Origin of the sequence: Aquamicrobium sp. LC103, assembly GCF_001014615.2 — a bacterium.
Classification (GTDB): domain Bacteria; phylum Pseudomonadota; class Alphaproteobacteria; order Rhizobiales; family Rhizobiaceae; genus LBCQ02.
Window position 1 is genome coordinate 363,859 of record NZ_LBCQ02000005.1, and the last position, 26,769, is coordinate 390,627.

A 26,769-nucleotide genomic window follows, 5' to 3' on the forward strand; every position below is an offset into this window, starting at 1 on the left:
TCTGCCGATCTGATCTAATTCGGCAGAACGACCGCTGTACCTGCGAACGGTGGTGTCGAGACAAACGCGTCGTATGTCCACAACGCCCCCACACCGAAAGCAGCAAATGACGCGATGCCCAGAAGGATGACAACTAGATTGGCGATAAATCCTGCCGTCTCTTTACACTTAGATTCACCGGCATAGAGCCATTGTGAAAGGTAGGTCCCACCTGAAACCAGGCCGGCAAGCAAGGTCCCAACAACAAAGGGTGCCAGGCAGTTGGCATAGGTCGGGATAGCTTCGGAGCGAATACTGGCCAAGTGTCCTAAGAATGCCAGTAGTGCGACAGAGGCGCCACCGTTGATCATAGTCATGCTGCGGATGGCGTTCTGGCCCAACATGATAACGGACCTGAACATCTCCATCTGCGAAGCGTGAATAAGCTTCACATTCTCAGCATGTTGAGCTAGCTCAGCTTTATAGCGTTCGAGTTCTGCGGGAGAGGGGTTTGGCTCAGGCGATTGCTCGACCAAAGATAGGTAGTTGATTAGGTTTTCGACAAGGACTGCCGCCACTCCCTGCGATTTTAGGCTCTCGATCTCGGCCTTCATCTGGCCTGCAAATTCCTTGGTGCCCATGCCCATCCTCCCAAAACGAGAGCTTCGCCCATGCGTCTGCAAAGGGCAAGAAGCCAACGGTCACCCCCTGATTGGCACGGGCCATGAAGCTGACGATCAATCCTGTTCAAAGTGCAGCCTAGCACTCCACAGAAATTAGCCAGCGCCTATACTTCCCTCTCCAGAGGCGGAGGCAAGCAGATGATGGAAGGCTTAGAAGCTCTTTTAACCTCGGCGATTGACGCCTGGTCGTCTTTTGGTCGGCTGATTCAGTCTCAGCAAGCCGCATGGGCTCTGCTGAGCTCGACCGCCATAGTTGGCGCGCTCGGCGCATACTTTGGATCTGTCGGCGCGCAGCGTATCGTCAGCCGTGAAAACAAGCATCGGCGCCGGCGCGAGGCGCTCATGGCAGTCAATGCGGCCCATAGTTTAACTACCGTCGTCATCAATCAGGCCGCAGCCGTGAAGAAGCAGTATCATCTTCCGGCAAAAGAACGATGGGATGAGCAACGTCAACGAGTAGTCGACGCTGGAGAGCGGACGGAAGTCGTTGAGGTCGCCCTCCATTTTCAGACACCCCCAACGGTCTTCTTTCCAATCAATGCCTTAGCCGACCTGATCTATGGAAAGTTGGCACTCAATGGACGTCCTCTTGGTGCGCTGGCGGAATTAGTACAAGCCGAGCAGGCAATGACAGCCCTAACGGCAGATTTCAGAGCCGTGCGACGAGACCTTGAACAGCAGCCGCTCGAGCAAGCCGTATTGAAATATCTAGCGATCGAGACTCCTACGGGTCAGGACACGAGATTTCGTGACTTATGCCACGGCTTTGTCGACATCATCGATGATCTGCTATTTTTCGCTGGCATACTCGGTCGCGATCTCCTCGAATATGGCGAGAGCATCAGAGAGCACGCGTCCCGACGAGAGCGAAGGTCGCTGCCCCTGTTGAATGAGCCTGGGAAAATACAGCCTGGCTACGAATACTTGATTCCAGATCATGACCATCACAAGCGATGGCGCGACGCGCATGTTATGATCCGCTCCAAGCCCAAGGGATCATGGCGCCGCTTATGGGATGCAGTCCGGCCATGAGACGGCTCGCTACGGTGGAGCCTCGCCTTGGCAGCCTAACTCACCGCATTGGCGCCAGCCCTAAGAACGAGCTTGAACGTGACAGGCAGCGCATCAACAGCAGCCCATGGCGCGCCTGGTACAAGACGGCAGAATGGCAGAGGCTCCGTCGTCGCATCCTGCAGCGCGACCTCTACACCTGCCAGAAGACCGGCGTGCTACTCACTGGGAAGCACCCGGCGCCGAACAGTCCGGTGGTCGACCACGTGAAGCCGCACCGCGGCGACCCCGAATTGTTCTGGGATGAGGCGAACTTGATGGCGGTGAGCAAGGCCTACCACGACAGTGTGAAGCAGGCGGAGGAGCAAGGCGAGATCAAGGGCGTGTGGTACTAAGAGCTTGGTGGCGAACTTACTCTTCCACGCGACCGAGTACGTAAGTGATGTGGTCAATATCCTTCTGCAATTCGTGCATCTCGCATGCCAGTGATGCGATCATCTCCGGGGTAATTTTGTTCTCCCATGATTCCGTTGTCGTCTTGCTGACCTTTCGATACTCGATCTGGATGGGTTTTGGGGCGTAGCCCACCTCATCGTTTCCGAAAATCGCCACGTCCACCGCGTCGTGTATGGCCCGATGACGCTTTGTCTTTAGGGAGCCGTATCGGGATAGCGCGTCCAGCGCTTCATTCCGCAACCCGGGGTCGACAATCAGAGCAATGCGCTGAGATGCAAAAGACTTAGCATCCTCGTTCCATACTCTAAGCTCGTGCGCCGCAGTATCGATTGTCACAGTAAACGCGAGATCTGCCTTTGAGCATTCTGCGATCAAGGCGAAAAGGTTATTGTCGGCATATGCCGCCTGCATTGCCAGATGGCCAATCGGCTCAACGAATGGCGCTCTGTACTGATCGACATATGGCAATCTCATATCAGCAACTCCTTCACCTGGCCCAATCGTGGATTGTGATGCCTTGTCCCGCAAGGGGGGTAGGTGAAGGTTCGGAAGCCCTCGCCGCCTAGACCCGCGCCCCCCACATTCGCATAATTTTTTCCGCCGGATCGAAATTTCAGCCGGAATTCCTGAATGACCGAAAAATCGAAGACCACGCGAACGCGGGGACGTCCTGTTTATCGTCCTTCGATCGAGGATCGGAAGACGGTCGAGCAGATGAAATTCTGCGGCGAGAGCGACAACACGATCGCCCGGGCGCTGAACATCGATCCGGACACCTTGCGCAAGCATTTCGCTGACGAACTCGCCGATGGTCATGCCCAGCGGCGGAAGGAGGTTATCGGCCTGATGTTCGACGCAGCACGTGGCGGCAATGTCGCGGCCATCAAGAAGCTCGAGGAAATGGGCAGGGTCGCTGCGGCATCCGAGGCGGTTAACAGCCGTGGCAAGAAGGAACCCAAGCTCGGGAAGAAGGAAGAGCGCAGGATCGCGGCCGAGAACGTGGGGGGTAAGTTCGCGACCCGACAGCCGCCCAAGCTGATCGTCAACAACGGCAAATGAAGGAGTGGAGCACGGCCTGCCTGGACTGGCGGGAGCGCATCGTCGAACGGAGATCTCTTATCCCCGATCCGCTGTTTCCCAATGAAGCGGAAGATGCGCTGGCTGTCTTCAAGTCGTTGCGCGTCGTCGACATCGCCGGCAGCCCGACCTTTGGCGAGTGCAGCGACGAATGGGTGTTCGACTTCGTTCGCGCGATCTTCGGTGCCTATGACCATGAAACTGGTGAGAGGCTGATCGAGGAGTTCTTCCTGCTGATCAGCAAGAAGAATACCAAGTCGACGATCGCGGCCGGAATCATGCTCACCGCGTTGATCATCAACTGGCGTCTGTCGGCAGAACTGAACATCCTGGCGCCGACAATCGAGGTCGCAAAGAACTCCTTCGAACCGGCCCGCGACATGGTCTACGCCGACCCGGAGCTGGTCGATCTGCTACACGTGCAGGAGAATGTGAGAACGATCAGGCACCGCCGCACAAATGCGGTGCTGAAGATCGTTGCGGCGGATTCGGAGACGGTCGGCGGCAAGAAGGCGGCGTTCATCCTCGTCGACGAGGTGTGGATGTTCGGCAAGCGTGATGGCGCCGGCGCGATGCTGCAGGAGGCAACTGGCGGGTTGGTGTCGAGGCCCGAGGGATTTGTCATCTACCTGTCGACGCAGAGCGACGAGCAGCCGGCGGGCGTATTCAAGGAAAAGCTGGCCTATGCGCGCGACGTCCGCGACGGAGTGATCGATGATCCGCGATTCTTGCCGGTGATCTACGAGCACCCGCCCGAGATGATCGAGGCTGAGAAGCATCTGGACCCGAAGACCTTTTACATGACCAATCCGAACCTCGGGCGGTCGGTGCGGCAATCGTGGCTGGAGAACAAGCTGCAACAGTTGCAGCGAGGCGACGGTGAGGAAGGCGAGGACCTTCAGACCTTCCTCGCCAAGCACCTGAATGTAGAGATTGGCCTGCGCAACCGACGTGACCGCTGGTCGGGAACGGACTACTGGCTGGATGCCACAGAGCCTGGGCTGACTCTCGAAAGCCTGTTGGAACGCTGCGAGGTCGCGACGATCGGCATCGACGGTGGCGGGCTTGACGATCTGCTCGGCCTGTCGGTGATCGGCCGTGAGAAGGAAACGCGTCACTGGCTTGTCTGGTCGAAGGTCTGGGCTCACCCGATCGTTCTTAAACGCCGAAAGGAAATCGCCGAGCAGCTTCGCGACTTCGCTAAGGCAGAGCCACCGGAGCTGGTGTTCTGCGAGAAGCCGACGCAGGACCTTGAGGAGGTTGTCGCGATCTGCTGCCAGGTGCGCGATGCGGGTCTCCTCCCCGAGAAGGAAGGCATCGGTGTCGACAAGCTCGGTCTACCCGCCCTGGTGGATGCGCTCATCGAGGCTAGGTTCGATACAGACGCCAATGGCGGGACGATCACCGGTATCGGCCAGGGTGGTTTCCTGAATGATGTAATCGTTGGCGTGGCGCGCAAGCTTGCTGACGGCTCCCTGAAGCACGCCGGTCAGTCGGTGATGGCCTGGGCGGTTGGTAATGCCAAGGAAATCCTGAAAGGCTCGGCTCGTGCGATCACCAAGCAGGTGTCGGGCTCGGCGAAGATCGACCCGTTCATTGCAATGCTCAACGCGGCGAAGCTCATGAGCCGCAATCCGGCGGCCTATGTCAAACCCACGTCCCCTTGGGACGATCCTAACTTCAAATATCAGGTGGTATGATGGGCATCTTCGGACCGAGCCAGCGGCGGCTTGAAGCCGCTGTAGGCGCAGCCCTCGACAAGCGGGCGTCGATCGAGGACCCGAAAGTTCCGATTTCCGCCGCCAATGTGGTCGAACTGTTGGGCTGGGATTGGGGCAAGGCAGCTTCAGGTGAGCGCGTCAGCATCGAGAGCGCCTTGGGCGTGCCGGCGATCTGGGCCGCCGTGAACTTCCTCTCCGGCACGCTCGCCGCCCTGCCGCTCCATCTATACCGGAGGACCAACGAGGGGCGTGAACGAGTTAAAGGCGGGCTCGCCGCCATCCTCCATGATGCGGTGAATGATGAGGTCTCATCGTTCGATTGGCGCAAGTACTGCTTCGACCAGGTCTTCACCGGTGGGCGCTCCTACACCTTCGTCGAGCGCACCGCGGCGAGGAAGCCGATCAATCTGTGGCCGCTCGATCCCGGCAAGACGACGGTCAAGCGTCAGGATGGGCGGCGGTTCTACGAGCATCGCGATGGTCGTCGCCTTCTCCGATATGAGGCAGCGGAGGTGATCGACATACCGTTCATGCTGAAGGCGGACGGCCTCAATCACCGTTCGCCGATCATGACGAACAAGGACGTGGTCGGCCTCGCGCAAGCAGCTACGAAGTACGGCTCCAAGTTCTTCCAGAATGGCGGCGTCCCACCCTTCGCCATCACGGGGCCGATGCACTCGCCCGGTGCTCTCCAGCGATCCAGTGATGACATGTCGGCGGCAGTGAAGACAGCGGCGAAGGAGAGCCGCCTAGCGCTCGCCCTTCCGGACGGCCACGACATAAAGTCTCTCGGTACCGATCTGGAAAAATCGCAGCTCGTTGAGCTCCAGCGCTTCATCATCGAGCAGGTGGCGCGCATCTACTCGCTGCCTCCCGTCTTCCTTCAGGATCTGACGCACGGCACTTTTTCTAACACTGAGCAGCAGGACCTGATGCTGACCAAGCACACGCTGACGCGGTGGATCGAACAGTTCGAGCAGGAGCTGAACCTGAAGCTTTTTGGGCGTGGGAACGGCAAGCAATACGCCGAAGCCAACGTCGACGGCCTTCTGCGCGGTGACTTCAAGACGAGGATGGAAGGCTATGGCCGCGCCATCACCACTGGCCAGATGACACCCGACGAAGCTCGCGAGATGGAGAACCGGCAGAGGATGGGCGGCGCGGCGAGCCAGCTTCACATGCAGGGCGCTATGCAGCAGATCGACAAACTCGGTCAGCATGGGCTCGGCCACAATGGCGGCCCCGCTCTCGACGATAACGGAGACGAGAAAGATGCAGCGTGAAATCCGCGGCGGCCTGCCTGCTGAAATTCGTGCCGACGACAGCTCGGTCAAGGTGACCGGCTACGCTGCCGTCTTCAATCAGGAAGCCGATATCGGCGGTTACTTCCGTGAGATCATCCATCCCGGCGCCTTCCGGGCCGCGATTGGTCGGGACGACGTCTCCTTCCTAATCAACCATGCGGGCCTGCCGTTGGCGCGCACGCGCTCGGGCACTCTCATTCTGGCCGAAGATGACCATGGCCTCAGGATCGAAAGCGCGCTCGACAACAGCGATCCGGACGTCGCTCGCATCGTGCCGAAGATGAAGCGCGGCGATCTCGACAAGATGTCATTCGCGTTCCGCGCCACACGTCAGGAGTGGGACGAGACCAGCGAGATTCCGATCCGCCATGTCTATGAGCTCGACCTGTTCGACGTCTCGATCGTCACCGATCCCGCCTACGATGGAACCGAGATCGGCCTGCGCTCGCTAGAGAAGCATCGCGAACAGCAGCGCAAGGCCCACAACTTTCATGCCGCGTCCGCCAGGCTGCGCATGAAGATGAACCTCGCCCTGAAGGAGCGAGAGAACGGCAAGTAGCGCCTGCTGCTGCCTATCCCCCTTCCCAAACACACGAGGAATACCATGACTGTACAGCTTAAAGAGCTGCGCGAGCAGCAGGCTCGTATTGCCACCAATGCCCGCGCCAAGTTCGATGAAATCAAGGACGACACGCCGGCCGAACGCGCCGCCGAGATCGAGCGTGAGTTCGATGCCATGATGGCCGACCACGACAAGATCGGCGTGCGCATGGAGCGCCTGCAGAAACTCGAGGAGGCCGAGAAGCGTGCCAATGCTGGCGATCCTCGCCGGCCGAAAGGCGACAATGGCGAGGCCCGCAGCGATGCCGAGGAAGAGACGGTCGAATACAAGGACGTCTTCACCAAGGCCATGCGCTTCGGTGTCGCCGACCTGTCGGTCGAGGAACGCGGCGTCCTCATGCACGGTCGCAATCGCGACAAGGACGTCGATGTTCGCGCTCAGGCGACGGCACCCGGCGCCGCTGGTGGTTACCTCATCCCCGAAGGCTTCTCGGGCGAGATCGACAAAGCGCTTGCCGCGTGGGGTCCGATGCTCGACGAGAACGTCGCTCGGCAATATCCGACCGCGACCGGCAACCCGATCCCCTGGCCGACGAGCGACGACACCGCCGAGCGCGGTGAGCAGCACACCGAGAACGGCGCCGTGACCGACGACGGCAGTGGCGACGTGGTGCTCGGGCAGAAGACGCTCAACGCCTACGTCTACGACTCCAAGGTGGTGAAGGTGTCGCTGGAGCTTCTGCAGGATAGCTACTTCTCCATGGAAGGCCTGCTGAGCGAACTCTTCGGCGAACGCCTCGGTCGGACCGGAAACGAAGTGCTGACCGTCGGCGACGGCACCAACAAGCCGCATGGCGTGGTCACGGCCTCCTCGCTCGGCCTGACCGCCGCTGCGGTGGATGCCATCGCTGCGGATGAACTGATAGACCTGCAGCACTCCGTCGATCCCGCCTATCGTGAATCGCCGCGCTGCTACTGGCAGTTCAACGACCTGACCTTGGCTGCGATCCGCAAGCTCAAGGATGGCCAGAACAACTACCTCTGGCAGATGGGCGACGTGAAGACCGGTGCACCGGCCACGCTCCTCGGCAAGCCGTACAAGATCAACCAGGCCATGGCCTCGATCGCCACCGGCAACCGTGCGGTGATCTTCGGCGACCACAGCAAGTATGTGGTTCGCCGCGTCGGCCAGATGCAGATGGTCGCGCTGCGCGAGCGCTACATGGACAACCTCCAGGTAGGCTTCATCGCCTTCATGCGCCTCGATGGCGAGCTTCTGGACGGCCGCGCCGTCAAGCACCTCGCCCTGGCCTAAGTTTGGCTCATCACGGCGGGCGGTTGGCCGCCCGCTTCATGAACCAAAGGAGACCGGAAATGAGCATACCCAAGACGATCAAAGTGAAAATGCACCTGACGGGCGACGTGCGTTCCGTTGCAGTGAAGGAAGCCGAGACGCTGTTCAAGGCGAAGAAGGCATCGCCATATCGCTCGGAAGGCGCCGAAAAAGCCGTGAAAGGGCCGGCACCCGAGACCGCGGCGAAGAACCCGGATTCCGACAAGCCGAAGGCCTGAGCCCATGTGGGACCGGATCGAGCGACTTGAGCAGCCGAAGGCGGAGGCTCTGACACTTGAAGAGGTGAAGGAGCAATGTCGCATCGACAGCGGTGACGATGACGCCTTCCTGAAACGCTGCATCAAGGCAGCTCGTGAGATGATCGAGGGACCTGAGGGCTACGGCCTCGCGATCATGGCAGCGCCATGGTCGATGTCCCTCGACAGCTTTCCGGCCGAAATCCGGATCCCCATGGGGCCGGTGCTTTCGATCGATAGCATCACCTACGTGGACGGTGCAGGCAACGAGCAGACGCTTCCGCCGTCCGCATATCAATGGCGGCGCGGCTTCATGGAAGCCCGCATCTCGCCGGCCTTCGGCACGTCCTGGCCCGGTACACGCGCACAGATTGGCGCGGTCAAGGTCCGCTTTGTAGGCGGTTATGCGGGTACCGAGGAAGAGGACGTCGACCGCTCCATGATACCGGAAAGCCTTCGCGTGGCGATGCTGATGCTCATCGCGCATTGGAACGAAAACCGGGAGACGGTCAATGTTGGCAACATCACGACCGAACTGGAATTCAGCTTTGGTCACATCATCAATCAGTTCCGGGTTGGGAGGATAGCCTGATGGCCCGTCTCCGCTTTACCGCCGATTTCGATTATCGGCCTACGCCGATGTCGACCATCGCCTACAAGGAAGGCATGGAATTGACCGTGCGCCGCGAATGCGCTGACGAGGCAGTCGCTAAAGGCAAGGCAGTCGAGATCGACCCGCCGCGCAAGGCCGCGAAGGTAGATGAGGCCGAGGAGGACGCCGATGCCGGGCGCGGGTGACCTTCGTCATCGTGTCGCGTTCGACAAGCGGGGGCGTGTCAACGACGGTGCAGGCAACTGGCAATCAGGTTTCGTCGGGCAGTTCACACGTCGCGCGGCGTTCATCTATGCCGGCGGCGGCGAATCGGTCATGGCCGCGCGCCTCGAAGGCCGTGGCGTGCTGAAGGTTCGGGTACGCTCCTGCTCATTGACCCGCACGATTAAACAGGATTGGCGGATGCGCGATGCCCGTACCGGCACGGCGTACTCCATAAAGGAGGTCGATGCCGAGACCGACCGGCAATGGGTCTATCTCGTCGTTGAACGGGGCGCTCCGGCATGAAGATCAAGAATCTCGACCGCCTGCGCCGCCGCCTGGAGCGTATTCCCGATGCCATACGCAAACGTGCGAAGGCCGACCTCATGCTAGGTGGGCGCGAAATCAACATGCTTCAGCGGTCGCTAGCTCCGAAAGATGACGGCGTGCTCGTCGGCACGATCAGGACTGAGCAGCTTCCCGACCCGGAAATCGGCGTGGAGATCAAGGCCGGCGGGCCAGAGACAACGAAGCCCGTGCGCAATTCCGAAAAGGGCAATGCGCCGGAGTACGACTATGCCCTTGCGCAAGAGCATGGCACCGAGAACATGCAGGCGAACCCGTTCTTCTATCCTGCATACCGCTTGAAGAAAAAGCAGGTGCAGCGCAGCGTCCGCCGTGGTGTGCGCAAGGCGCTTCGAAATGCGGTCAAAGGCCAATGAGCGATCCCAGCTATGCGATCCAGGTGGCGCTTGTCGCCCGACTGACCGCGCTCGCCACGGAGGCGGGCGAACGCATCTATGACGATGTGCCGCCGGAGGCTGATCGCATCGTGGACACCGGCGCGGCTTATCCCTACGTGACCGTCGGCGCCGGCCAGCTCGTACCGATCGACGAAGAGTGCTTCGACCGCTCCTCGACCTACTTCCAGATCGATGTGTGGACGCAGACCGTCGGCTTTCCCGAGGCAAAGCAGATTGCGGGCGCGATCCGCATCGCTCTGCATGAGCGGGGCCTGACAATTGAAGGCCACGTGCTCGACCGCATGCGCGTCGAAAGCATCGACTATTCGCGTGACCCGAACGGCCTCACACGCCGCGCGCGCCTTGTCCTGCTGGTCGAGACACAGCCAGCCTGACACGCATTCCTGACAATCAACCCTCGGCCGCGGGACGGCCATATGACGGAGACCAGAAATGGCGACGACGAAGAAGCTGCTCATCCAGTTCGGCGATGCCGAAAGCCCGGAGGAGTTCACTCACGCCTGCACGATCAACACCTCGCAGGATTTCACCATCGAGGCGACCACGACGGACGCCACCGAGCCGAACTGCGAAAATCCCGACGCGCCGGGCTGGGTGCTCCGCGCCGTCGACACGTTGTCGGCTGGCATCAATGGGGCTGGTACGATGGACCCTGTGTCCTTCGGCGTTCTGCGCGACCACATGCTGTCGGGCCAGCCGTTCAATGTCCGCGTGCTCCTCGATCTCCCGAGCGGCCAGGGTGGCGGACACTTCGCCGGCCGTTATGTCATGACCTCCCTTGGTCTCGCCAAGGAAGGCAAGGGCTATGTGTCCTGCACCGTCGCCATGTCGTCTGACGGCGAAATCACCTGGGTTGCCGCCACGTGAGCAGGTTCGCGACCTATCCATTTGGCGGGAAGCAACAGGCTTTCCGCCTGGGCATCGGCGAGCTGCGGGAGTTGCAGGAACTCGTCGGCGCCGGCCCGAGCACGATCCTCGCTCGTCTCATGTCGTTTCAGCCGCAGGCGCAAGGCCTTCGTCGGCCGCAACCAGACGACTATCCGCACGGCCACGAGGATCCGGACTTCATCGCCGACTTCAACACCTACGCGATGCTGCGCGGCATCGGTGGCGACTGGCGCATCGACGATATTCGCGAGACGATCCGGCTTGGCTTGATCGGCGCAGGCATGACGCCGACCGACGCCTTCGTTGCGGTGTCGCGCTATGTCGATCAGACCGACAAGTATCCACCTGTCGACTATGTGGGCCTCGCCGCCGGTATTCTGATCCACGCCCTCACCGGGCCGAAGGAAGACCCGGTGGGAAAACCGAAGACCGGGAAGACCAAGACCAGGGGAGCGGCCTCCTCGTCTTCTCGGAGTTCTACGGCGTAGGCGCTTCCATGGGGTTCACGCCGCGTGACGTGGACCTGATGACGCTGTGGGAGCTGTCTGCCTGCGCCGCTGGTTACGCCAAGGCAAATGGCGTCGAGCAGGAAGCCGAAGCGCCGACCTATGAAGAACACCTCGAAATGGTGAGGCGGCTGGCTAGTCCGTCGTGACGATTTCACGTCCGATCAGCAGCAGCACCAGGCCGATAAGGGAAGCGGTCGCCAGTGCTGTAAGATAGGTCACCGGCATTTCAGGCAGCACCGGGACTCCGCGGACTGCTCCTAGTGCGCGGTTGTATTCAGATTGCGCTGCGGATTCTGTCAGGGCTGAGTTGTATCCCCAGACCGATAGGGGTGTAGGCAGCACGAAAAGTGCGGCACCGAGCCAGCCCAAAGGTGTCAACCTGTAGCGCGAAATCTTCATGAAAAGCCCTCCGTCCGACTTTCGCAGATAGCAGGAAATCTTATGGCCGTCACCGTTGATGAACTCCGCGCAGTCATGCGCATGGAGATGAAGCCTTTCATGCGCGATCTGCAGCAGGTGAACGGTGTGAATGCAAAGACGGCGCGGCAAGTCGAACAGACGTGGCGCGCGGCCAACCGCCAGCTCGACGGCATCGGCAAGAATATGGCGCGTAGCCTGGTCGCGCCGATGACCGGAATAGCAACGGTTCTAGGCGCGCGGGAGCTTGCCGCTTTAACCGATACGTGGACCGACCTCACATCCAGGGTCAATCTCGCGGCTGGGTCACTGGACAAGGGCGAGGAGGTCATGGATCGGTTGAGCGACACTGCTCGCCGAACCTACTCCGCGCTTGAACTGACGGCAGAAAGCTATCTCGCGAACGCCACCGCCTTGCGTGAACTCGGCTACAGCACCGATCAGCAACTCGACTACACCGAGTCATTGAACAACGCGCTGGTCATCAGCGCGGCACGTGGGCAGCGCGCCGAAGCGGTGCAAAACGCCCTCGCAAAAGCCATGGCGGCCGGCAGACTTCAGGGCGACAACCTGAACACAGTTATCGAGCAAGGGGGCCGGGTTGCTGAGGCTTTGGCCGCCGGCCTCGGCGTCGGGGTCAATCAACTTCGGGCACTTGGGACCGCTGGGAAGATAACCGGGCGCGACGTGTTTCGCGCGTTGACGTCCCAGATGCAGACACTGCGGCAGGAAGCCGAGCAGATGCCCGCAACCATATCAGACGGCATCCAGCTCCTTCGCAACGCGCTGCTCGAATATGTGGGTAAGGGCGACCAGGCGGTCGGCGTCTCCGTCAAGATCAGCGAAGCCCTGGTCATCATGGCCGATAATTTCGACACGACGGCGGATGTCGCGCTGCAACTGGCGGCGGTGATAGCCGGTGCACTCATCGGTCGTTCGCTGCTTCGCATGATCACAACGCTGGGGCTAGCCGGAACCGCGCTAACGAATTTCACGCGTGCACTCGCCGCAGCCCGCACAATGACGGGCCTGTCGATGGCGTTCTCAGGGCTTGGCGCCGCGGCCGGGCCGGTGGGTCTGCTGATCGGCGGCGCCGTAGTGTCGTCGTTGATCGCGTTCAGCAATGTTTCCGCCCAGGCTTCCGATGCGGCTGACACATATGCCAAGGCTCTTGAGCGCGTCAGAGAGGCGGCTACCGAAGCTGCTGACGCTGTTTCCGAGGCATCTGAAGGAGTTAGCGCTGAGGCAGCCAACAAACTGATCGGTGCACTGGGCTTAGCCGAGGCAGAAATCCAGCGGTATCGCCGTGACGCAATAGCGGCGATCGATTCCATCTATGATCGCTTTGATAGGAACATCATCACCGATGCACAGCTTGCACAGTTCGACGGCATGCGGAAACGCCTTGCAGAGAACGCCGACGCTGCGGATGAAGTGAAGCAAGAGCTATTCGCACTGGCAAACGCGAATCCAGATTTCTCGCGGGTTGCGAGCGGCCTAGCACCTATTCTGAACGCCCTATACGAGGCAGTCGAAGCCTCAAGGATTCTTAAGGCCGAGCTCGGCGCGTCAGACAGTCCCGCAACCTTCAACCGAGGGGGCCGAGTTCGTGCCCGCCGAGCGTTGTTGGAGAGGCGAGAAGAAGGTCGAGCATATGAACAAGATGCCTTGCGCCGCGCTCAACTCGGCAAGGCGCAGCTCGATCTTGAAAACGAGATCGCCCGCGTCCGAAAGCAGGCCGAGCAGGACAGCGTCAAGCTCACCGAAGACCAGATAAAGCGCATCGCCGAGGCGAATATCGCCGGCAACGCGGCGCGATCGGCCGAGGGTAAGAAGCCCACGAAGGAACGCGCCGACGAGTACCAGCGCCTCACAGAACGGATCCGTGAGCAAACAGTCGCGCTGGTAGCGGAGAACGCGGCGCTCGCTGGCGTTAACCCTTTGGTCGACGATTACGGACGTGCCCAGACCGAAGCCGCTATGGCGCAGGATATCCTGACTGCAGCGAAGAAAGCTGGTGTCGCCGGAGCATCTGAATTTCATGACGTTCAACAGATGCTCTATGGTGACCTTACGGAGATGTCGCCTGCTGCACTCGAACTGGCGGAAGCCATCCGCAAACTTATTTCCGGTTATGTGGACGCCGACGTCGCTGGACGAAAGCTTGCCCGTACTCAGGACGAAATCCGTCGCAAGGCAGAGGAAATGCAGGATTTCCAGAAGGACCTGACGCGCGGCATTGTCGATGGTTTCCTTGAAGGCAAGAAGGCGGCCGATATCTTCTCTGATGCCCTGACGAAGGTGGGAAACAAGCTCCTGGACATGGCCTTTGATAGTCTCTTCGACATGCCGAGCCGCGGTGGCGGCGGGTTCAACTTCCTCGGGTTCCTCGGCTCTCTTATCCCTGGCCGTGCTTCTGGCGGGCCCGTACGGGCGGGGCAGCCGTATATCGTTGGTGAACGCAGGCCGGAGCTGTTTGTGCCCAGCCAGAACGGGACAATCGTGCCGAGAGTGCCGAAGATGCCGAAGGTTGGCGGCGGTTCCGCTGCCGGCTCCTCGTCCTTCACCTACGCACCCGTCATTGACGCCCGCGGCGCCTCTGTCGAGGCGGTGGCGCGGCTCGAACAGGTGCTGGCGCAGGACCGGGCGGATTTCGAGGCGCGTGTCGTCAAGACTGTGCGAGGCGCGAAGAAGCAGAGGGTGCTTTAGACGAGCCGGCTGTCAGATTACAACGATTGGTGCGCCAGCCGGCACACGCTCGTAAAGATCAATAATGTCCTGGTTGATCAGGCGCACGCAACCCGATGACATCGACTGCCCTATCGACCACCATTCTGGAGAACCATGGACGCGATAAAGCGTGTCCTGACCGTCCTTGAAGATGTAGAGCGCGCGAGCGCCTAATGGATTAGTCGGACCGCCTTCTTGTCCGTTGGTGTACTTCACCAGTTCCGGTCGGCGAGCAATCATCTCGGCTGGCGGGGTCCAGACCGGCCATTTCTTTTTGTATTGGATGCCTGCTCGACCTGACCATTCAAAACCTGCCTTGCCAATGCCGACACCGTAGCGAATGGCATCGCCGCCAGGTTGGGTCAGGTAAAGCAGGTGTTCCTTAGTATCGACGACTATCGTGCCGGGAGCTTCACCCGTTCTGTCAGGCACGATCTGGCGCCGGTATTTCGCAGGGACCTTTTGATAAGGCACGGCCGGCAGTGAGTATGGACCTTCGGAGATTGCCGCATACATCTTTTCCGGGTCGGTGATGTTCGGATCAACGCTGATCGACGGGCGAATAGCTCCAGTGGTCGTGTAGTCCAAATTGAGAGTATCGCCGAGGTTCATCACCTGGCTGCAGCCGGCCGCCAGTGGAAGCCCTGCAAGTCCAAGCAAAACACCGCGGCGGTTCAGAATTTTCGACATCTAAGCATGCCCCCGTTCAGTGAACGCAAATAGCTGAACATGATTAACAAAACATAAGATGTCGGACGTTAGATCGAGAGCAGTTTGCTAATGGCAATCACCTATCCCCTCGACTTTCTGGACCTGTTTTCCGGTTGGTCGACTGAGTTCGATCCCCTCCACAGGCAGGAGCAAAGTCGGCAGGCGAACGGCCGAACGCTGGTCAAAGACCTCGGCTCGCCGCTGTGGCGCACTACGTTTCAGTCGAGAAGCATGGCGCCGAACGAGCTGGATGGTTGGCGCGCCCGCCTCTCTACGCTTGAGGATGGGTTGCAGGAGTTCAGAGCGTGGCCGAAGTCGCGCTGCTACCCGATCGCCTATCCGCGCGGCATCGGCATGGGGACCGTCGCTGGCGCCCAGGTCGACACGATCAACGCGAACCGCAAGGCCATCGGCATATCTGGCCTTTCGGCGGGATACAGGCTTTCGGTCGGCGACTATCTCCGCATCGGCACCGCCGACCTTCACCGCGTCGTAGAGGCGCGCGTTGCCAATGCCAGCGGCGTTGCCACGCAATTCGAGGTGCGGCCGCACCTGTGGCCTCTGGCGGCCGTCGGACAGCCGGTCTCGCTGGTCAAGCCGTACTGCCTGATGACGGCCGTGCCGGGCAGCATCACCACCACGGCGGACGCGGCCACCGGACGGGGCGTCATCTCCTTTCAGGCAATCGAAAGCCGGTAGAGCAACCAATCACCAGGAGAACATCATGAAGCGCAGGACATTCCTCGCGATGCTCGGCCTTGCGCCGGCGGCGGGCATCGTTGCGAAGGCGGCGGAGGCCGCTCCGGTCATAGGCAATGTCGATTTCGATTTGCCGAAAGTCATCGCTTCACATCGCGCCAACATCGGCTCGGTCACGGCCAGTCTTACTCGCAGCCCTGGCGGCATGCGGCTGGAAACGAAACCCGATGGCACCTCCCGCATCGTGTTTGAAGCCGACCAATTCGAAGTTCCTGCCTCCATCTGATGCGCTATCTCTCTCCCCAGAACGCCGCCGCTCTCGCGGGGCGGCGGCTCGTCGCACGCGACTTCCTCTGGATCGTGGCGCGCGACCGAAGCACCGGCAATCCGTTTCCCTACGGCTTCTGGTCTGATGTCGGCGACGTGTCGGCGCAGGTGCTCCTGCCCGAGACCGGCGTCCCGACGCTGCGCAATTTCGAGGGCTCGGGCAGCCTGATCAGCGTCAGCGACATCGTGGCGGTCAACAATGTCACCGTGCGCACCGTCACGGTGGAGATGTCGCAGATCGACCCGGCCGTCGAGAACATCGTTCGGGGCTATGATCTGAAACAGGCCAAGGTGGAAATCTACCGCGGGCTTTTCAGCGTCAGTTCCCGCCAGCTCGTGGCACCGGCGCCTTGCCGCTTCGACGGGTTCGTCGATGAGGTCGAGATCAGGACGCCGGCCGAGAACGAGGCCGGCTCGATCACGCTCACCTGCACCTCGCATACACAGGAGATGACGCGGGCGAATGCAGACACCCGCAGCGACGACAGCCAGAGGAAGCGCTTGGCGACCGACAACTTCTTTCAGGACGTGTCTGTCGTCGGCGATTGGGAAATGCCTTGGGGCACCAAGAGCATCAAGGTCGAAGGCGCCGCTAAGAGCCAGCAGTCGACACAAGTCGTTCTGCAAGGGACGCCGCGCAAATGATCAGGCCGGCGACGTCGGCCGATAAGCTGCCGGTCCTCCGCATGGCACGAGATTTCCATGCCGCCTCGGGGATGCCGTTCCGCTTCTATCCGGCCTTTGCGGAAGCGATCTTCAAGGCGTGCCTGGAGGATGACGACAGGCTTTGCCTCGTGCTCGACCTCGGCGGTGCTCGAGGTGTGCTTGCAGCACAGGCAGCGCCGCATTCGTTTGGCCCGGTGAAGGTGGCGACGGAAACCATGTGGTGGATCGATCCAGCGCATCGCGGGCGCTGGGCCGGCAAGATGCTGGCGCCCTATGAGGCATGGGCGCATGAGCGCGGCTGCGCCTTCATCAACATGGTCGGTCTCGGCTCCGATCCGCTGCCGGCCACGCTCTACCAGCGCCGCGGCTATGTCGCGGCCGAAACGCATTTCATCAAGCCGCTCTAGGCGATCTCAGGTTAATCGATGGCTCTTTTCACGTCGGCCGGCATAGCTGGCCTGCTTGGCATATCGACGTCGATCTTCACGTCGGTGAGCGCGTTCGCGCTGAATGCCGCCGTCGGCATCGGCCTGAACCTTGCCGCACAGGCGCTTGCCGGCCAGCCGCAGCGCGAGGCCTTTTCCATCCGTGGTCGCATCGAGGCGGCCGGGGACGTTTCCCGCTCGATCCTGCTCGGCCGCACGACGACGGCCGGGTCGCTCGTCTACCACACCACGTGGGGCAAGGCCGGCAAGACCCCGAACGCCTACTATACGCAGGTCGTCGCGCTCTCGGACGTACCGGTCACCGGCCTCGTCCAGATGTGGGTGAACGGTGAGCCGGTCACGATCGACACGAGCAACACGTCGTATTCGCAAGGCTTCCCGGTCAACGAATATCGCATTGGCTCGAACCGCAATCATATGTGGGTGCGGTTCTACGATGGCACCCAGACCACCGCCGATAGCTTCCTCGTCAATGAGGTCTCGAATAGCGCCAGGCCGTACCAGAGCACGCGCGTTGGACGCGGCGTCGCCTATGCGGTCGTCACCTCGCAGGTGAATGACGAGCTCTTCACGAGCCTTCCGCAGTTCAAGTTCACGGTACAGGGCGCGCGACTCTACGACCCGTCGCGTGACACCACGGTCGGTGGCACCGGCACCCAGCGCTGGAACGACCCGGCAACGTGGGGCGGCGACGGTGACGACCTGCCAGCGGTCCAGATCTACAATCTGCTGCGCGGCTTCTCCTACAGCGGCACATGGCTCTACGGCCTGCAAAGCACATCGGCGGCGCGTCTTCCGGCCACCGAGTGGATCGCACAAATCAACAAGTGCCGCCTTGTCGTCGACGGGCCGGGACAAGGACCGCAGTACATGACCGGCGGCGAGCTGCTGGTCTCGACGGAGCTTGGCACGGCGACAGAGGCCTTGCTGACTGGCTGCCAGGGCCGGCTTGCCGAGATCGGCGGCCTCTACAAGCTCCACGTTGGCGAGCCGGGTGCCTCGGTCTTCTCGTTCTCTGACGGCGACATCATCTCGACCGAAGAGCAGTCGTTCTCGCCGTTCTTCGGGCTCGCCGATACGATCAACGGCATCAGCGCGACCTATGTCGAGCCGGCAGAAGCATGGAACGTCAAGGCCGCGCCGTCGCTCTATCGTCCTGACTATGAGGCTGAAGACGGCAATCGCCGGCTGATGGCCGACGTCAAGATGGACATGGTCTATCGGTCGCAGCAGGTGCAGCGACTGATGAAGTCAGCCCTGCTGGAGGCGCGGCGCGCGCGGCGCCACACGCTGGTATTGCCGCCTTCCGCCTGGCAGCTCGAGCCCGGTGACGTGATCGACTGGACGTCGCCGCGCAACGGTTACGTGACCAAGCTGTTCCGCGTTGACGGCGTGACCGACAAGGCCAATCTCGACGTGATGGTCGACATCACCGAGATCGATCCGAGCGACTACGACTGGAACCCGGCGACCGATTACACGCCGCCGACATTCGGCCCGACCGGCCCGATGCGGCCGCCGCCGCAGGTGCTGACCGGCTTCGGTGCCTTTCCGCATATCGTCTATGACGACAACGGCATTCCGCGCCGCCCGGCGATACTGCTCACTTGGCCGTGGGACGCTGAGGAAGACGTCGATATCATCGGCGTCGAGTTCGAGATCAGGCGTCAGTCTACTCAGGTCGTCGAATATCGCGACCGCACCGATGAACCCACCGCCGGTCAAGTCATCCTCGCGCCGTTCTCACTGGTGCAGGTCACCACCTATGAGGTGCGGGCGCGGTTCATTCCGCGTTCGGCCCGGCCGATGGCGTGGAGCGGCTGGATACCAGTCACCACGGACGACGTGAAGCTTGCGCCGAATCTGGACTTCGATCCCTATCAGGGTCTGGTCGGGTTTGATCAGTTGGAGCAAGACCTCGCCAAGTATCAGGATTTCATGGGCGGCAGCGTCCGCGAACTGATCAGGCAAGTCCAGAATCTCAACCAGTGGGTGACCGACCAAGGCTGGGGCAACGAATACCAGTTCGGAGAGATCAGGAAGCAGCTTACCGCGACTTTCAACAATGCTCGGGCGGAATGGAAGCTCGATGTCAATGTCGTCGCGGCGCAGAACTTCGCCCTGTCGCAGCGCGTCGAGCAATTGGATGCCGAGGTCTTCGACCCGGTAACCGGCCTTCCGGCTGTAGCCGGTGCGGTCGATATCCTGCGGGTGGAGGTGAATGGGCTCGACGGAGAAATCGAGGCCGTCTCTCAGTCGCTGTCGCAGCTCACCACAGAGGTGAACGGCATCGCGTCGAGTGTGACCATTCGAGGCGAGGCGGGCTCGTCTCCCGGCGGTGGTTGGTCGCGCTACGGCGTGCAGGTCAAGACTGGCTCGGGAAGCACCTGGTCGTCGGCGGCTTTCTACCTCGACACCAATGGCAGCCTGAGCCGGGCCGTGTTCGAGGCGGATCAGTTCATCGTCGTGGCGGGCGGCAATCTGAACAACCCGTTCGTCATCGACGGAACCGCGGTTCGCATGAACGTCGCGAACATCGGCACCGTCACGGCCGGTCTGATCCGAGGCGCCTCCAACAATCTGCAGGTCCAGCTTAACAATGACCGCATTCTGATCATCGACGGTACTTGATGGCAAATCGCGTCATTCTCGGTGCCTTCGACGGCACCTATGTCCTTCGGGTCTCCCGGCCGGGGTTCAACGTTCTGAGCACCGGTCTCCCGAACGAAAGCCTGGTTTTCGACAGCCGCTGGGTGGAGTCGTCGAATATCTTCATGCAGGGCGCGGTTTCGCCGGTAAATCCCCCGCCATGGAACATTGATATCCCTTTCGGAACGACCTTCGCGCTCCCGCCAGTGATCCTATATGCGGTAACCGACGATGGCGGCGGGACATATAATGTCTACGAAAACGTCGGCACTCATGTCCGGATCAACGGGGCCACGAACGGAGCAGGTCCGATCACCAGCTTCCGCATCGGCTTTGACGTCGCGCAATACAACCAGATCGTCCATTACTATGTGCTGAGGAACTTCCATGGCTAACCGCGTCGTGCTCGGCAGCCGTGGCGCCACGACCGGGCTATACATCTCAAAGCCGGGGTTCAACGCCTTGACCGCAGCGATCGGCAGCATGCTCCTCTCGACCGATGAGCCGCCCTTTCAGGTTCTGCAGAGGGGAATTCTTGGCCTCGCAAGCGGCGGCAATCTCGTGTCGCATCCGAGCCTTGGCTACAAGCCATATACCATGGTGTTTCCGACGGATGAGCGGTGGCTGACCGACACTACCGAGCCATATATCAGGTTCTGGATCACGCATCCGTCTCTCACTTCGGTAAGGATCACAACAGATTCTGGGTGGCCCGCCGGATGGCAGATTGGCTACGCCATCACCACATTGGCGCTGACCTGACATGGCAAACCGTGTTCTTTTGGACGTGAACGGCCTGAAGGTTTCGAAGCCCGGCTTCAACGTGCTGAACGCAAGCAATCTCAACCTGCAGTTCATCTCGATTGCTTCGCAGCTTCCGAAGCTAATGGGCGGCTCGGTGCATCGTGGTTCCGCCGGGCCTTCCGATGTCTATTATGGGAAGACCTTCACCGGCATTCCGCTGGTTTTCTGGACCCCTTCGTTTGGAGACCATTTCAACCGAGATGGTTGGCTCCTTTGCGGGACGACGGAGTACTTCTACGCCCAAGCGTTCGTCTACCCCGACCGAATTCGCTTCATCCACCGCACGTCCAACATCACCTTCCGCTACATCGTCTGGGACTTCAGCACATGATCGTTGAGCACGACGCCGACGGGCGCATTCTGCACGTCATCAATGACCCGGTCGCCGAGGAGGTGCGCGAATTCTATCTCGCGAACCGTCCCTGCTTCGAGGTTGCGCCGACGCCGTGGCCTCTTGAGCAGGACATCGACCATGCGACGGGCGAGCCGCTGTTCGAGCAGGCCGTTGACCCGGAAACCGGCGAGGTGATGTTCGAACCGGCGATCGACCCCGAAACGGGCGAGCAGATCTTCGCGCCTGACATCGACGAGGTGACCGGCGAGCCTCGGCTTGGCGAGGACGGGGAGCCGATCATGCTCCCGGCCGTTCGCCCGGTCATGGTGCCGGTGATGATCTCCAACGGCTTCGACTTCGCAAAGGTCGATTTGCTGCGGGACTATGTGCTCGACGGCGCGGTGACCGCCCGCCCGACATTGAGGGTGCCGGAAACGGTGGAGATCGTCGCGGATGGTGCCGACGAGCACGTCATCGAGGGCCTGCCCGATCCATGCCAAGCGCTCGTCGATGGCGAGGAGATGGAAATCACCGGCGGATCGCTGGCAATTTCCTCGGACATGCCGGCCGAATACGTCATCCGCTTTGATCAATGGCCGTTCATGCCGGCCGAGACGAAGGTGATCGCCCGTGCGCCTCAACCTCTCGAAGAACCTTGAGCCGCTACGCGCGGCGGCATTGGCAGAGATTGATCGCCATGCCGAGAATCTGCGCGCCGCCTATGTCACCGTGACGCCCGGCCAGGCGCTCGTCTACGAGCAGAAGCGCCGCGAGGCAGAGGCGGTAATGTCGGGGGGCACCGATGCGCCTCACATTGCCGCTGAAGCCGAAATGAACGGAATCTCGATCGAAGAACAGGCGAGGGCAGTGATCGCCGCCTCCGACAAGTGGCGCGCGGCCTCCGTAGCGATCGAGACGCGCCGTCTTTCCGCCAAGGCGGCGGTACGCGCCGCCACCAACCCCGCCGATATCGAAGCCGCCACGGCGCTCATCTAGCGAGACCATCATGTCAGAGATGAAGATCGACCCGGTAGTCGCCTACCGGGAACTCCAAGTGCAATTCGAATTCCTGCGCCAGCGTAACCTCGTCCTAGCACAGCAACTGGACGTCGCATCCAAGGAACTCGAGGAATTGAAGCCGAAGAAGGCGGAAAAGAAGACCGTCGTTCTTCCGGCGAAGGAGGTGGGCAATGTCGGCACCGCTTAGCTACTACACCGCCGGCACGATCTCGATCGCGGCCAACGGAACGACCGTCACCGGCACAGGTACAGCGTGGCTCACCGCCGGTTTCCAGGAAGGCGACCAGCTCTTCGCCAACGGTTTTCTCGGTATCGTGCTCTCGGTCCAGAGCAATACGAGCCTGCTGCTCGCGCAGCCGTGGCGCGGCGGCGCGCTTAGCAACGCGTCCTACTACCTCATGTACCTGAACGAGGGTTCTCGTGCCTCGGCGCAGGCGCGTCTTCTCATCGACCTTCTCGGTGGCTCGGGAAACCTCCAGGCTCTCGCCGGTCTCACCGGCGCAGCAAATCGTCTGCCGTTTTTCACCGGCGCTGGCACGATGGATACGACCGCGCTGACGCCGTTCATGCGAACGCTGCTGGACGATGCGAATGGAGCCGCGGCCTACGGCACGCTGGGCACTATTCCCGATGGTTCATTGCCTGGTCGCATTAGCGAGATTTGCCCGCTTGTGTCCAACTTGAACGATATAGCAACGAGCGGCTGGGCGCGTGCACCCGGTGGCACAACCGGGAATCCCCATTCGGGCGTCGTTGTAGTCTTCACATTGGTCTATTCGGCCACAGCGCGGCGGCAGTTCGCATACGCTATGGGCGCATTTTCATGGTCCCGCGCGATGAACTCCGGAACTTGGACCGCGTGGGTGCGCGATGATCCACCTGAGCGCGGATCGAATGCGAATGGAGAGTATGTTCGCTTTGCTGATGGAACGCAGATTTGCTGGAATGTCGTCCGCACTGCGATACCTGAGGGGCACACACAGCTATCGGCCAACCTTTATTACAGCAATTGGCAGGCGGTCACCTTCCCCGTTGGATTTTCAGTTGCGCCGGCAGTGACACAGTTAGTATTTCGCAACGCACCTGATTACAGTACGCCCTTCGCGTTCTCTCGACAGGTAAACACAACTAGCTGCGGGCTCGTGACCGCAACCACCGCAAACAGCGTGACCGTTGGATATGTACAATCGTATAGCGCAATCGGCAGGTGGTACTGATGAAAATCACACTCTCTCCTCAGCGTCGCAACGATGCACTCACGGTGACCAAAGCCGGTGACATGCTGACGATCAACGGCGAGCCATTCGATTTCTCCGATCTGCCGGATGGCGCGACCATTCCAGCCGGCGAAGTGCCGAGTGAATGGATCGTCGGTCCAGTCGACCGCGTCAGCGGCGAACTGCGGCTGACGCTTATCCTGCCGCATGGTCCGAATCCTGAGCCGTGGCAATCGTTCCCTGAATCAATCGTCTCGCCGGCTGACGGTGAACTCGATCTTCCCTGGGACACATACCAAGAAACCAGTAGAGAGCCGGTCACCGGAGGCACCCGAGTAACCGTCACCACCTATCGCTGGCGCAGGCCGCCGACAGTTGAGGCCACGACCTTCATTCCTTCACCTCCAAAACCCGAGGAGCCCGGCGATGTGGAAGCCTGATCCAGCGACGATCATCACAACCGAACAGAAGGCCGCACAGGCACAGACCGCGCTGATTGAGCGTTTCCGCATGGCCGTCCAGGCCCACGTCGATGCGACCGCGCAGTCTCAGCGCTACGACAGCGGAAACTCTCTTGCCTCTTATGTCGCCAGCACCAATGCGACATGGGCAGCCGAAGCGCAGGCGTTCGTTGCTTGGCGCGATGCGGTCTGGGTCTATGCCTATGCCGAGCTCGACAAGGTGCTTGCCGGCGAGCGCGAGCAGCCGACGGTCGAGGGCTTCATTGGCGAACTGGATCCGATGATGTGGCCGGACTAGCCAAACCACCTCAAAAAAAGACCGGCGCGGTGGCCGGTCTGTAACAGGGACAATACAGATGCTCCCGGGGATGGAGGGGATGGGTGCATCTACCACTTCAACGGCTGGTTGCCGATTTGGTTCCTGTAAAAGAAAAACGGCCGGCTTTGGAGCCGGCCAGTTGATCCCGATAAGATATGTAACCATCCATGCGGAGAGAGGGTATCCATGGTGGCTGCACCTATTAAAAAGCCATCGACTGCGTCTGCTCTAGTTACCCAATTGGTCGCTCCAGCGCATCCTTAAGCGCGGCGACACACTCCGGACAAAGCTCAATTGTGTATCGGTAGCGGGAGGCGTCATAGATGCCATCAGCCTCGAAGGTGAGGACGAGGCAATCGCCGTCTCGTTCGATGTCCCCCGCGTTTAGCGATTGTTTGCTGATGAGCTTCTTCCGGCCCGGCCTTTTCGCCGGCTCCACGTAGATGCGCATGGTTTACCCTCAAGCCCGTGTTGAGGCGACTGACCTTAGCTAGCCAATCACGGGGTGGCACCTCCCATTTGGTAGTAGCGCTACCCCCTGGACCCCACCACGACTTCATCTATCGCACCGAGACGAGCAAGGCACCGCCGTGCGGCCTATGAAGTGATCTTTGGCAAGCGGCGCTCGCAAAGCCCCTGACCAGCATGACGTTGGTCGAGGTGCAGAAGGCGCAGAGCACCTGGTCGACGAAAGCCTGGGCGCGGCGCTTCACTGGCGCTGATGGCGTGGCCCGATTAGGCGATGTTGACGTGGACCATCGCCGATTGCGCAGGACCAAGCAACGGGTCGCTTAGATAGAGAGAAGGCTTGCGATTCTTGTACGCCACATTGATCGAGAAGGCCGCCTCCCTTCGTATATTAAGCGCGCAACCTCCAGTTTCTTTTTAACGCGTTCAGCGTCCTGCGAGACGATCGGAGCAGGGGCGTCTACTGGCGTGAAACCTACTTCTTCAAGTTCGACGATCGGCCTAAGCGGTGAGCCAAGTTCGACGACGGAGCCATGCTTAATCTGGTAGTACTCGCCATGTTCCAAATAGTAGCCGTTTGCTCCGGCTCTGGCCGCGAGAAGGTGAGGGTGGAAACGGGATGAGATGATCGTGTCGCCGGCTTTGACCGGAAGACGGTCGACTAGCGACCAGACGTCTGCGACCTCCATATTTGGAAATGCTTCTTTGAAGGCTTCCTGGGCAAGCTGATCGCGATCTGGCGCACAGTTCCAAAACAGAATCCGGTCAAATTGCCGCTTGATCTCACTGTCATGCCGTTTGACGCGCCGCACCAAAGCAGCCAGACGATCATTTTGAAGATAAGTCGAGATATGAAGCGTCCGACCGCCATGGCTTGGGGTGGGTTCGGATCGCATAAAGGTATCGTCGAGGCCATGGTAAGCAACCTTGCCGATGCCGCTATGTTCAGCGATGAACTGCGGTCCATGCCCGTCACGAGATTCGATGAAGTCGAAGCTCTCAATAACCTTCCGAAACGTGCGTTTATGCTCCGTCGGCGGCGGGCTCATCGGCATCAACCCGACCCCGGTAGCAATGATGCGGGTTCCAAAGGTCTTATTGAGCGCAGCGGCGAAGCCGAGAAGAAATGAGGTTCTCGGCCACTTCTCACTGATGTAGCCGCCGCCGATCATGTGAAAGGTATGTGCGTCCTGAAAATATTTCTCGACGCCCGTAAGGCGAGGGTGCTTGGCCAGCGTGTTGCGGTAGAAGAACTTGTATCCGCGTTCGAGATTTCCCCAAAAGTCATCGTTCGGCAGGGATCGCGTTAGCGATTTGACGATAGTGACGTGAGATGCCCGCCAATTGTATGGGTGCAGCCGCAACGCCGAGATCGACGGATCGGTGCACTCCAAGACAATGCGTTCGGTAGGATTTTTCTCAGCGAGATACGTCAACCAATACTTGGCGATCAGCTCATCGCCATAGTTCGGGACCCCGCTCCCGCCCAACAGGTAATACATTTCCGCCCCAATATGCCGCCCGAGTCTTAACCGATCTAGTTCCGGCGAGAGAAAAAAGCAACGGTTGGTTGCGGACACCGAACGGAAGCTCGCACTCAACAGTACTCTCTAACAACCCGCCCATGATCTCAGACATTCGTCGGGATACTGATGGGAATTCTCTAACTGATTAACATTTCAGTCACGCCGCTCGTCGGCGGGAAAGGACTTCGCATGCGCGTAGACTACGACATCGCCATGGAGATCGCATCGCATGAGGCGGTCGTGCGCCAGGCCTACAAGGACAGCGTAGGCGTTTGGACCTGGAGCGTCGGTCTGACGTCGGCGACCGGCCACATGGTTGAGCGTTATATCGGCAAGCCGCAGTCGCTCGAGCACTGCCTTCGCGTCTACGTGTGGGCGCTCGATAACTACGCCGATGCCGTTCGAAAGGCATTCGCTGGCATTCCACTCACCAAAGCGCAGTTTGCCGCGGCACTGTCGTTCCATTGGAACACCGGCGCAATCGCGCGAGCCTCGTGGGTGAAGAAGTTCAAGGCCGGCGATATCACTGGCGCCCGCAAGGCATTCATGGACTGGCGCAAGCCAGCATCGATCATCGGGCGCCGCGAGAAGGAGCGGGATCTGTTCTTCGAGGGCAAG

General features: G+C 60.5%; 37 protein-coding genes and 1 pseudogene. 32 read left to right on the plus strand and 6 right to left on the minus strand.

What is annotated here, in order from left to right:
- Nucleotides 1–14: 14 nt before the first annotated feature.
- Nucleotides 15–620 carry a hypothetical protein gene (locus tag XW59_RS12400; RefSeq protein ID WP_047145281.1) on the minus strand — a complete coding sequence of 202 codons (606 nt, stop codon included), beginning with the start codon at nucleotides 618–620 and terminating at the stop codon, nucleotides 15–17.
- 180 nt (nucleotides 621–800) lie between these two features.
- Between XW59_RS12400 and XW59_RS12405 the strand changes: the two genes are divergently transcribed.
- Together XW59_RS12405 and XW59_RS12410 are read left to right on the plus strand one after the other, a co-directional pair.
- Nucleotides 801–1,694, plus strand: coding sequence for a hypothetical protein (locus XW59_RS12405; protein ID WP_047145019.1), 894 nt, complete (start codon nucleotides 801–803; stop codon nucleotides 1,692–1,694).
- Complete coding sequence (locus tag XW59_RS12410) at nucleotides 1,691–2,068, plus strand: hypothetical protein (RefSeq protein WP_047145018.1); 378 nt, start codon at nucleotides 1,691–1,693, stop codon at nucleotides 2,066–2,068. Before XW59_RS12405 ends, XW59_RS12410 begins: the two co-directional genes overlap by 4 nt.
- Before the next feature lie 16 nt (nucleotides 2,069–2,084).
- On the opposite strand, the gene XW59_RS12415 is transcribed toward XW59_RS12410, so the two are convergent.
- On the minus strand, nucleotides 2,085–2,603 hold the full coding sequence (locus tag XW59_RS12415) for a hypothetical protein (protein WP_047145017.1): 519 nt from the start codon (nucleotides 2,601–2,603) through the stop codon (nucleotides 2,085–2,087).
- A gap of 156 nt (nucleotides 2,604–2,759) precedes the next feature.
- Between XW59_RS12415 and XW59_RS12420 the strand changes: the two genes are divergently transcribed.
- The 14 genes from XW59_RS12420 to XW59_RS29345 are packed head-to-tail and all read left to right on the plus strand — an operon-like array spanning nucleotide 2,760 to nucleotide 11,503.
- Nucleotides 2,760–3,188, plus strand: a complete 429-nt coding sequence (locus tag XW59_RS12420) for a hypothetical protein (protein WP_052958090.1) — start codon at nucleotides 2,760–2,762, stop codon at nucleotides 3,186–3,188.
- On the plus strand, nucleotides 3,185–4,906 hold the full coding sequence (locus XW59_RS12425) for a terminase large subunit (protein WP_047145016.1): 1,722 nt from the start codon (nucleotides 3,185–3,187) through the stop codon (nucleotides 4,904–4,906). Before XW59_RS12420 ends, XW59_RS12425 begins: the two co-directional genes overlap by 4 nt.
- Nucleotides 4,906–6,210 (plus strand): phage portal protein, encoded by a 1,305-nt coding sequence (locus XW59_RS12430; protein ID WP_047145015.1) that lies wholly within the window; start codon nucleotides 4,906–4,908, stop codon nucleotides 6,208–6,210. The genes XW59_RS12425 and XW59_RS12430 overlap by 1 nt, the downstream gene beginning before the upstream one ends.
- Entirely contained in the window at nucleotides 6,200–6,790 is a 591-nt protein-coding gene (locus XW59_RS12435; RefSeq protein WP_047145279.1) for an HK97 family phage prohead protease, read from the plus strand. The genes XW59_RS12430 and XW59_RS12435 overlap by 11 nt, the downstream gene beginning before the upstream one ends.
- A 45-nt stretch (nucleotides 6,791–6,835) precedes the next feature.
- Nucleotides 6,836–8,107 (plus strand): phage major capsid protein, encoded by a 1,272-nt coding sequence (locus XW59_RS12440; RefSeq protein WP_047145014.1) that lies wholly within the window; start codon nucleotides 6,836–6,838, stop codon nucleotides 8,105–8,107.
- Between the two features lie 59 nt (nucleotides 8,108–8,166).
- The gene (locus tag XW59_RS12445; RefSeq protein WP_047145013.1) at nucleotides 8,167–8,364 is read left to right on the plus strand and encodes a hypothetical protein; all 198 of its coding nucleotides are present in this window, start codon (nucleotides 8,167–8,169) and stop codon (nucleotides 8,362–8,364) included.
- 4 nt (nucleotides 8,365–8,368) lie between these two features.
- Complete coding sequence (locus XW59_RS12450) at nucleotides 8,369–8,974, plus strand: head-tail connector protein (protein ID WP_047145012.1); 606 nt, start codon at nucleotides 8,369–8,371, stop codon at nucleotides 8,972–8,974.
- The gene (locus XW59_RS12455; protein ID WP_047145011.1) at nucleotides 8,974–9,180 is read left to right on the plus strand and encodes a hypothetical protein; all 207 of its coding nucleotides are present in this window, start codon (nucleotides 8,974–8,976) and stop codon (nucleotides 9,178–9,180) included. The genes XW59_RS12450 and XW59_RS12455 overlap by 1 nt, the downstream gene beginning before the upstream one ends.
- Entirely contained in the window at nucleotides 9,164–9,502 is a 339-nt protein-coding gene (locus XW59_RS12460) for a head-tail adaptor protein (protein WP_082137519.1), read from the plus strand. The genes XW59_RS12455 and XW59_RS12460 overlap by 17 nt, the downstream gene beginning before the upstream one ends.
- The gene (locus tag XW59_RS12465) at nucleotides 9,499–9,918 is read left to right on the plus strand and encodes an HK97-gp10 family putative phage morphogenesis protein (RefSeq protein WP_047145009.1); all 420 of its coding nucleotides are present in this window, start codon (nucleotides 9,499–9,501) and stop codon (nucleotides 9,916–9,918) included. The genes XW59_RS12460 and XW59_RS12465 overlap by 4 nt, the downstream gene beginning before the upstream one ends.
- Nucleotides 9,915–10,334, plus strand: coding sequence for a DUF3168 domain-containing protein (locus tag XW59_RS12470; RefSeq protein WP_047145008.1), 420 nt, complete (start codon nucleotides 9,915–9,917; stop codon nucleotides 10,332–10,334). The genes XW59_RS12465 and XW59_RS12470 overlap by 4 nt, the downstream gene beginning before the upstream one ends.
- A gap of 58 nt (nucleotides 10,335–10,392) precedes the next feature.
- Nucleotides 10,393–10,827, plus strand: coding sequence for a phage tail tube protein (locus tag XW59_RS12475; RefSeq protein WP_047145007.1), 435 nt, complete (start codon nucleotides 10,393–10,395; stop codon nucleotides 10,825–10,827).
- Nucleotides 10,824–11,336 (plus strand): gene transfer agent family protein, encoded by a 513-nt coding sequence (locus tag XW59_RS12480; protein ID WP_047145006.1) that lies wholly within the window; start codon nucleotides 10,824–10,826, stop codon nucleotides 11,334–11,336. Before XW59_RS12475 ends, XW59_RS12480 begins: the two co-directional genes overlap by 4 nt.
- An 8-nt stretch (nucleotides 11,337–11,344) precedes the next feature.
- Nucleotides 11,345–11,503, plus strand: a complete 159-nt coding sequence (locus tag XW59_RS29345; protein ID WP_170990141.1) for a hypothetical protein — start codon at nucleotides 11,345–11,347, stop codon at nucleotides 11,501–11,503.
- Here the strand turns inward: XW59_RS29345 and XW59_RS12485 are convergent.
- On the minus strand, nucleotides 11,490–11,756 hold the full coding sequence (locus XW59_RS12485; RefSeq protein WP_136068136.1) for a hypothetical protein: 267 nt from the start codon (nucleotides 11,754–11,756) through the stop codon (nucleotides 11,490–11,492). The genes XW59_RS29345 and XW59_RS12485 overlap by 14 nt on opposite strands.
- Nucleotides 11,757–11,798: 42 nt before the next feature.
- Here XW59_RS12485 and XW59_RS12490 point away from each other — a divergent pair, with 42 nt between their 5' ends.
- Nucleotides 11,799–14,483, plus strand: coding sequence for a tape measure protein (locus tag XW59_RS12490; RefSeq protein WP_047145005.1), 2,685 nt, complete (start codon nucleotides 11,799–11,801; stop codon nucleotides 14,481–14,483).
- Nucleotides 14,484–14,495: 12 nt separating this feature from the next.
- Here the strand turns inward: XW59_RS12490 and XW59_RS12495 are convergent, their stop codons facing one another.
- Nucleotides 14,496–15,194 carry a L,D-transpeptidase gene (locus XW59_RS12495; protein WP_047145004.1) on the minus strand — a complete coding sequence of 233 codons (699 nt, stop codon included), beginning with the start codon at nucleotides 15,192–15,194 and terminating at the stop codon, nucleotides 14,496–14,498.
- A 90-nt stretch (nucleotides 15,195–15,284) separates the two neighbouring features.
- On the opposite strand from XW59_RS12495, the gene XW59_RS12500 reads away from it, so the two are divergent.
- The 14 genes and pseudogenes from XW59_RS12500 to XW59_RS12570 all read left to right on the plus strand — a co-directional run bounded on the left by XW59_RS12500 (nucleotide 15,285) and on the right by XW59_RS12570 (nucleotide 24,136).
- The gene (locus XW59_RS12500) at nucleotides 15,285–15,914 is read left to right on the plus strand and encodes a hypothetical protein (protein WP_047145003.1); all 630 of its coding nucleotides are present in this window, start codon (nucleotides 15,285–15,287) and stop codon (nucleotides 15,912–15,914) included.
- A gap of 25 nt (nucleotides 15,915–15,939) precedes the next feature.
- Nucleotides 15,940–16,200 (plus strand): hypothetical protein, encoded by a 261-nt coding sequence (locus XW59_RS12505; RefSeq protein ID WP_047145002.1) that lies wholly within the window; start codon nucleotides 15,940–15,942, stop codon nucleotides 16,198–16,200.
- The gene (locus XW59_RS12510; RefSeq protein WP_047145001.1) at nucleotides 16,200–16,886 is read left to right on the plus strand and encodes a hypothetical protein; all 687 of its coding nucleotides are present in this window, start codon (nucleotides 16,200–16,202) and stop codon (nucleotides 16,884–16,886) included. The genes XW59_RS12505 and XW59_RS12510 overlap by 1 nt, the downstream gene beginning before the upstream one ends.
- The gene (locus XW59_RS12515) at nucleotides 16,883–17,314 is read left to right on the plus strand and encodes a GNAT family N-acetyltransferase (RefSeq protein ID WP_047145000.1); all 432 of its coding nucleotides are present in this window, start codon (nucleotides 16,883–16,885) and stop codon (nucleotides 17,312–17,314) included. Before XW59_RS12510 ends, XW59_RS12515 begins: the two co-directional genes overlap by 4 nt.
- Nucleotides 17,315–17,332: 18 nt before the next feature.
- Complete coding sequence (locus tag XW59_RS12525; protein WP_170990142.1) at nucleotides 17,333–19,984, plus strand: phage tail protein; 2,652 nt, start codon at nucleotides 17,333–17,335, stop codon at nucleotides 19,982–19,984.
- Nucleotides 19,984–20,397 (plus strand): hypothetical protein, encoded by a 414-nt coding sequence (locus tag XW59_RS12530; RefSeq protein WP_047144998.1) that lies wholly within the window; start codon nucleotides 19,984–19,986, stop codon nucleotides 20,395–20,397. The genes XW59_RS12525 and XW59_RS12530 overlap by 1 nt, the downstream gene beginning before the upstream one ends.
- Complete coding sequence (locus XW59_RS12535; RefSeq protein WP_047144997.1) at nucleotides 20,390–20,764, plus strand: hypothetical protein; 375 nt, start codon at nucleotides 20,390–20,392, stop codon at nucleotides 20,762–20,764. The genes XW59_RS12530 and XW59_RS12535 overlap by 8 nt, the downstream gene beginning before the upstream one ends.
- Before the next feature lie 19 nt (nucleotides 20,765–20,783).
- On the plus strand, nucleotides 20,784–21,137 hold the full coding sequence (locus XW59_RS12540) for a hypothetical protein (protein ID WP_137327018.1): 354 nt from the start codon (nucleotides 20,784–20,786) through the stop codon (nucleotides 21,135–21,137).
- Nucleotides 21,134–21,799: a hypothetical protein gene (locus XW59_RS12545; RefSeq protein WP_047144995.1), complete on the plus strand. Its 666-nt coding sequence runs from the start codon at nucleotides 21,134–21,136 to the stop codon at nucleotides 21,797–21,799. Before XW59_RS12540 ends, XW59_RS12545 begins: the two co-directional genes overlap by 4 nt.
- A 19-nt stretch (nucleotides 21,800–21,818) precedes the next feature.
- The gene (locus tag XW59_RS12550; RefSeq protein WP_047144994.1) at nucleotides 21,819–22,136 is read left to right on the plus strand and encodes a hypothetical protein; all 318 of its coding nucleotides are present in this window, start codon (nucleotides 21,819–21,821) and stop codon (nucleotides 22,134–22,136) included.
- Nucleotides 22,137–22,146: 10 nt separating this feature from the next.
- Complete coding sequence (locus XW59_RS12555) at nucleotides 22,147–22,347, plus strand: hypothetical protein (protein WP_047144993.1); 201 nt, start codon at nucleotides 22,147–22,149, stop codon at nucleotides 22,345–22,347.
- Nucleotides 22,331–23,377 carry a pyocin knob domain-containing protein gene (locus XW59_RS12560; RefSeq protein WP_052958088.1) on the plus strand — a complete coding sequence of 349 codons (1,047 nt, stop codon included), beginning with the start codon at nucleotides 22,331–22,333 and terminating at the stop codon, nucleotides 23,375–23,377. The genes XW59_RS12555 and XW59_RS12560 overlap by 17 nt, the downstream gene beginning before the upstream one ends.
- A pseudogene (locus tag XW59_RS12565) lies at nucleotides 23,377–23,667 on the plus strand (hypothetical protein); the annotation flags it as partial. The gene XW59_RS12560 and the pseudogene XW59_RS12565, both read left to right, overlap by 1 nt.
- 136 nt (nucleotides 23,668–23,803) lie before the next feature.
- Nucleotides 23,804–24,136 carry a hypothetical protein gene (locus XW59_RS12570; RefSeq protein WP_047144992.1) on the plus strand — a complete coding sequence of 111 codons (333 nt, stop codon included), beginning with the start codon at nucleotides 23,804–23,806 and terminating at the stop codon, nucleotides 24,134–24,136.
- 253 nt (nucleotides 24,137–24,389) lie between these two features.
- Here the strand turns inward: XW59_RS12570 and XW59_RS12575 are convergent, their stop codons facing one another.
- Nucleotides 24,390–24,608, minus strand: coding sequence for a hypothetical protein (locus tag XW59_RS12575; protein ID WP_047144320.1), 219 nt, complete (start codon nucleotides 24,606–24,608; stop codon nucleotides 24,390–24,392).
- A 340-nt stretch (nucleotides 24,609–24,948) separates the two neighbouring features.
- Nucleotides 24,949–26,226, minus strand: a complete 1,278-nt coding sequence (locus XW59_RS12580; protein ID WP_136068125.1) for a polysaccharide pyruvyl transferase family protein — start codon at nucleotides 26,224–26,226, stop codon at nucleotides 24,949–24,951.
- A 138-nt stretch (nucleotides 26,227–26,364) separates the two neighbouring features.
- Between XW59_RS12580 and XW59_RS12585 the strand changes: the two genes are divergently transcribed.
- Nucleotides 26,365–26,769 (plus strand): lysozyme (locus XW59_RS12585; protein WP_206077705.1); only part of this gene is annotated, 405 nt, incomplete at its 3' end.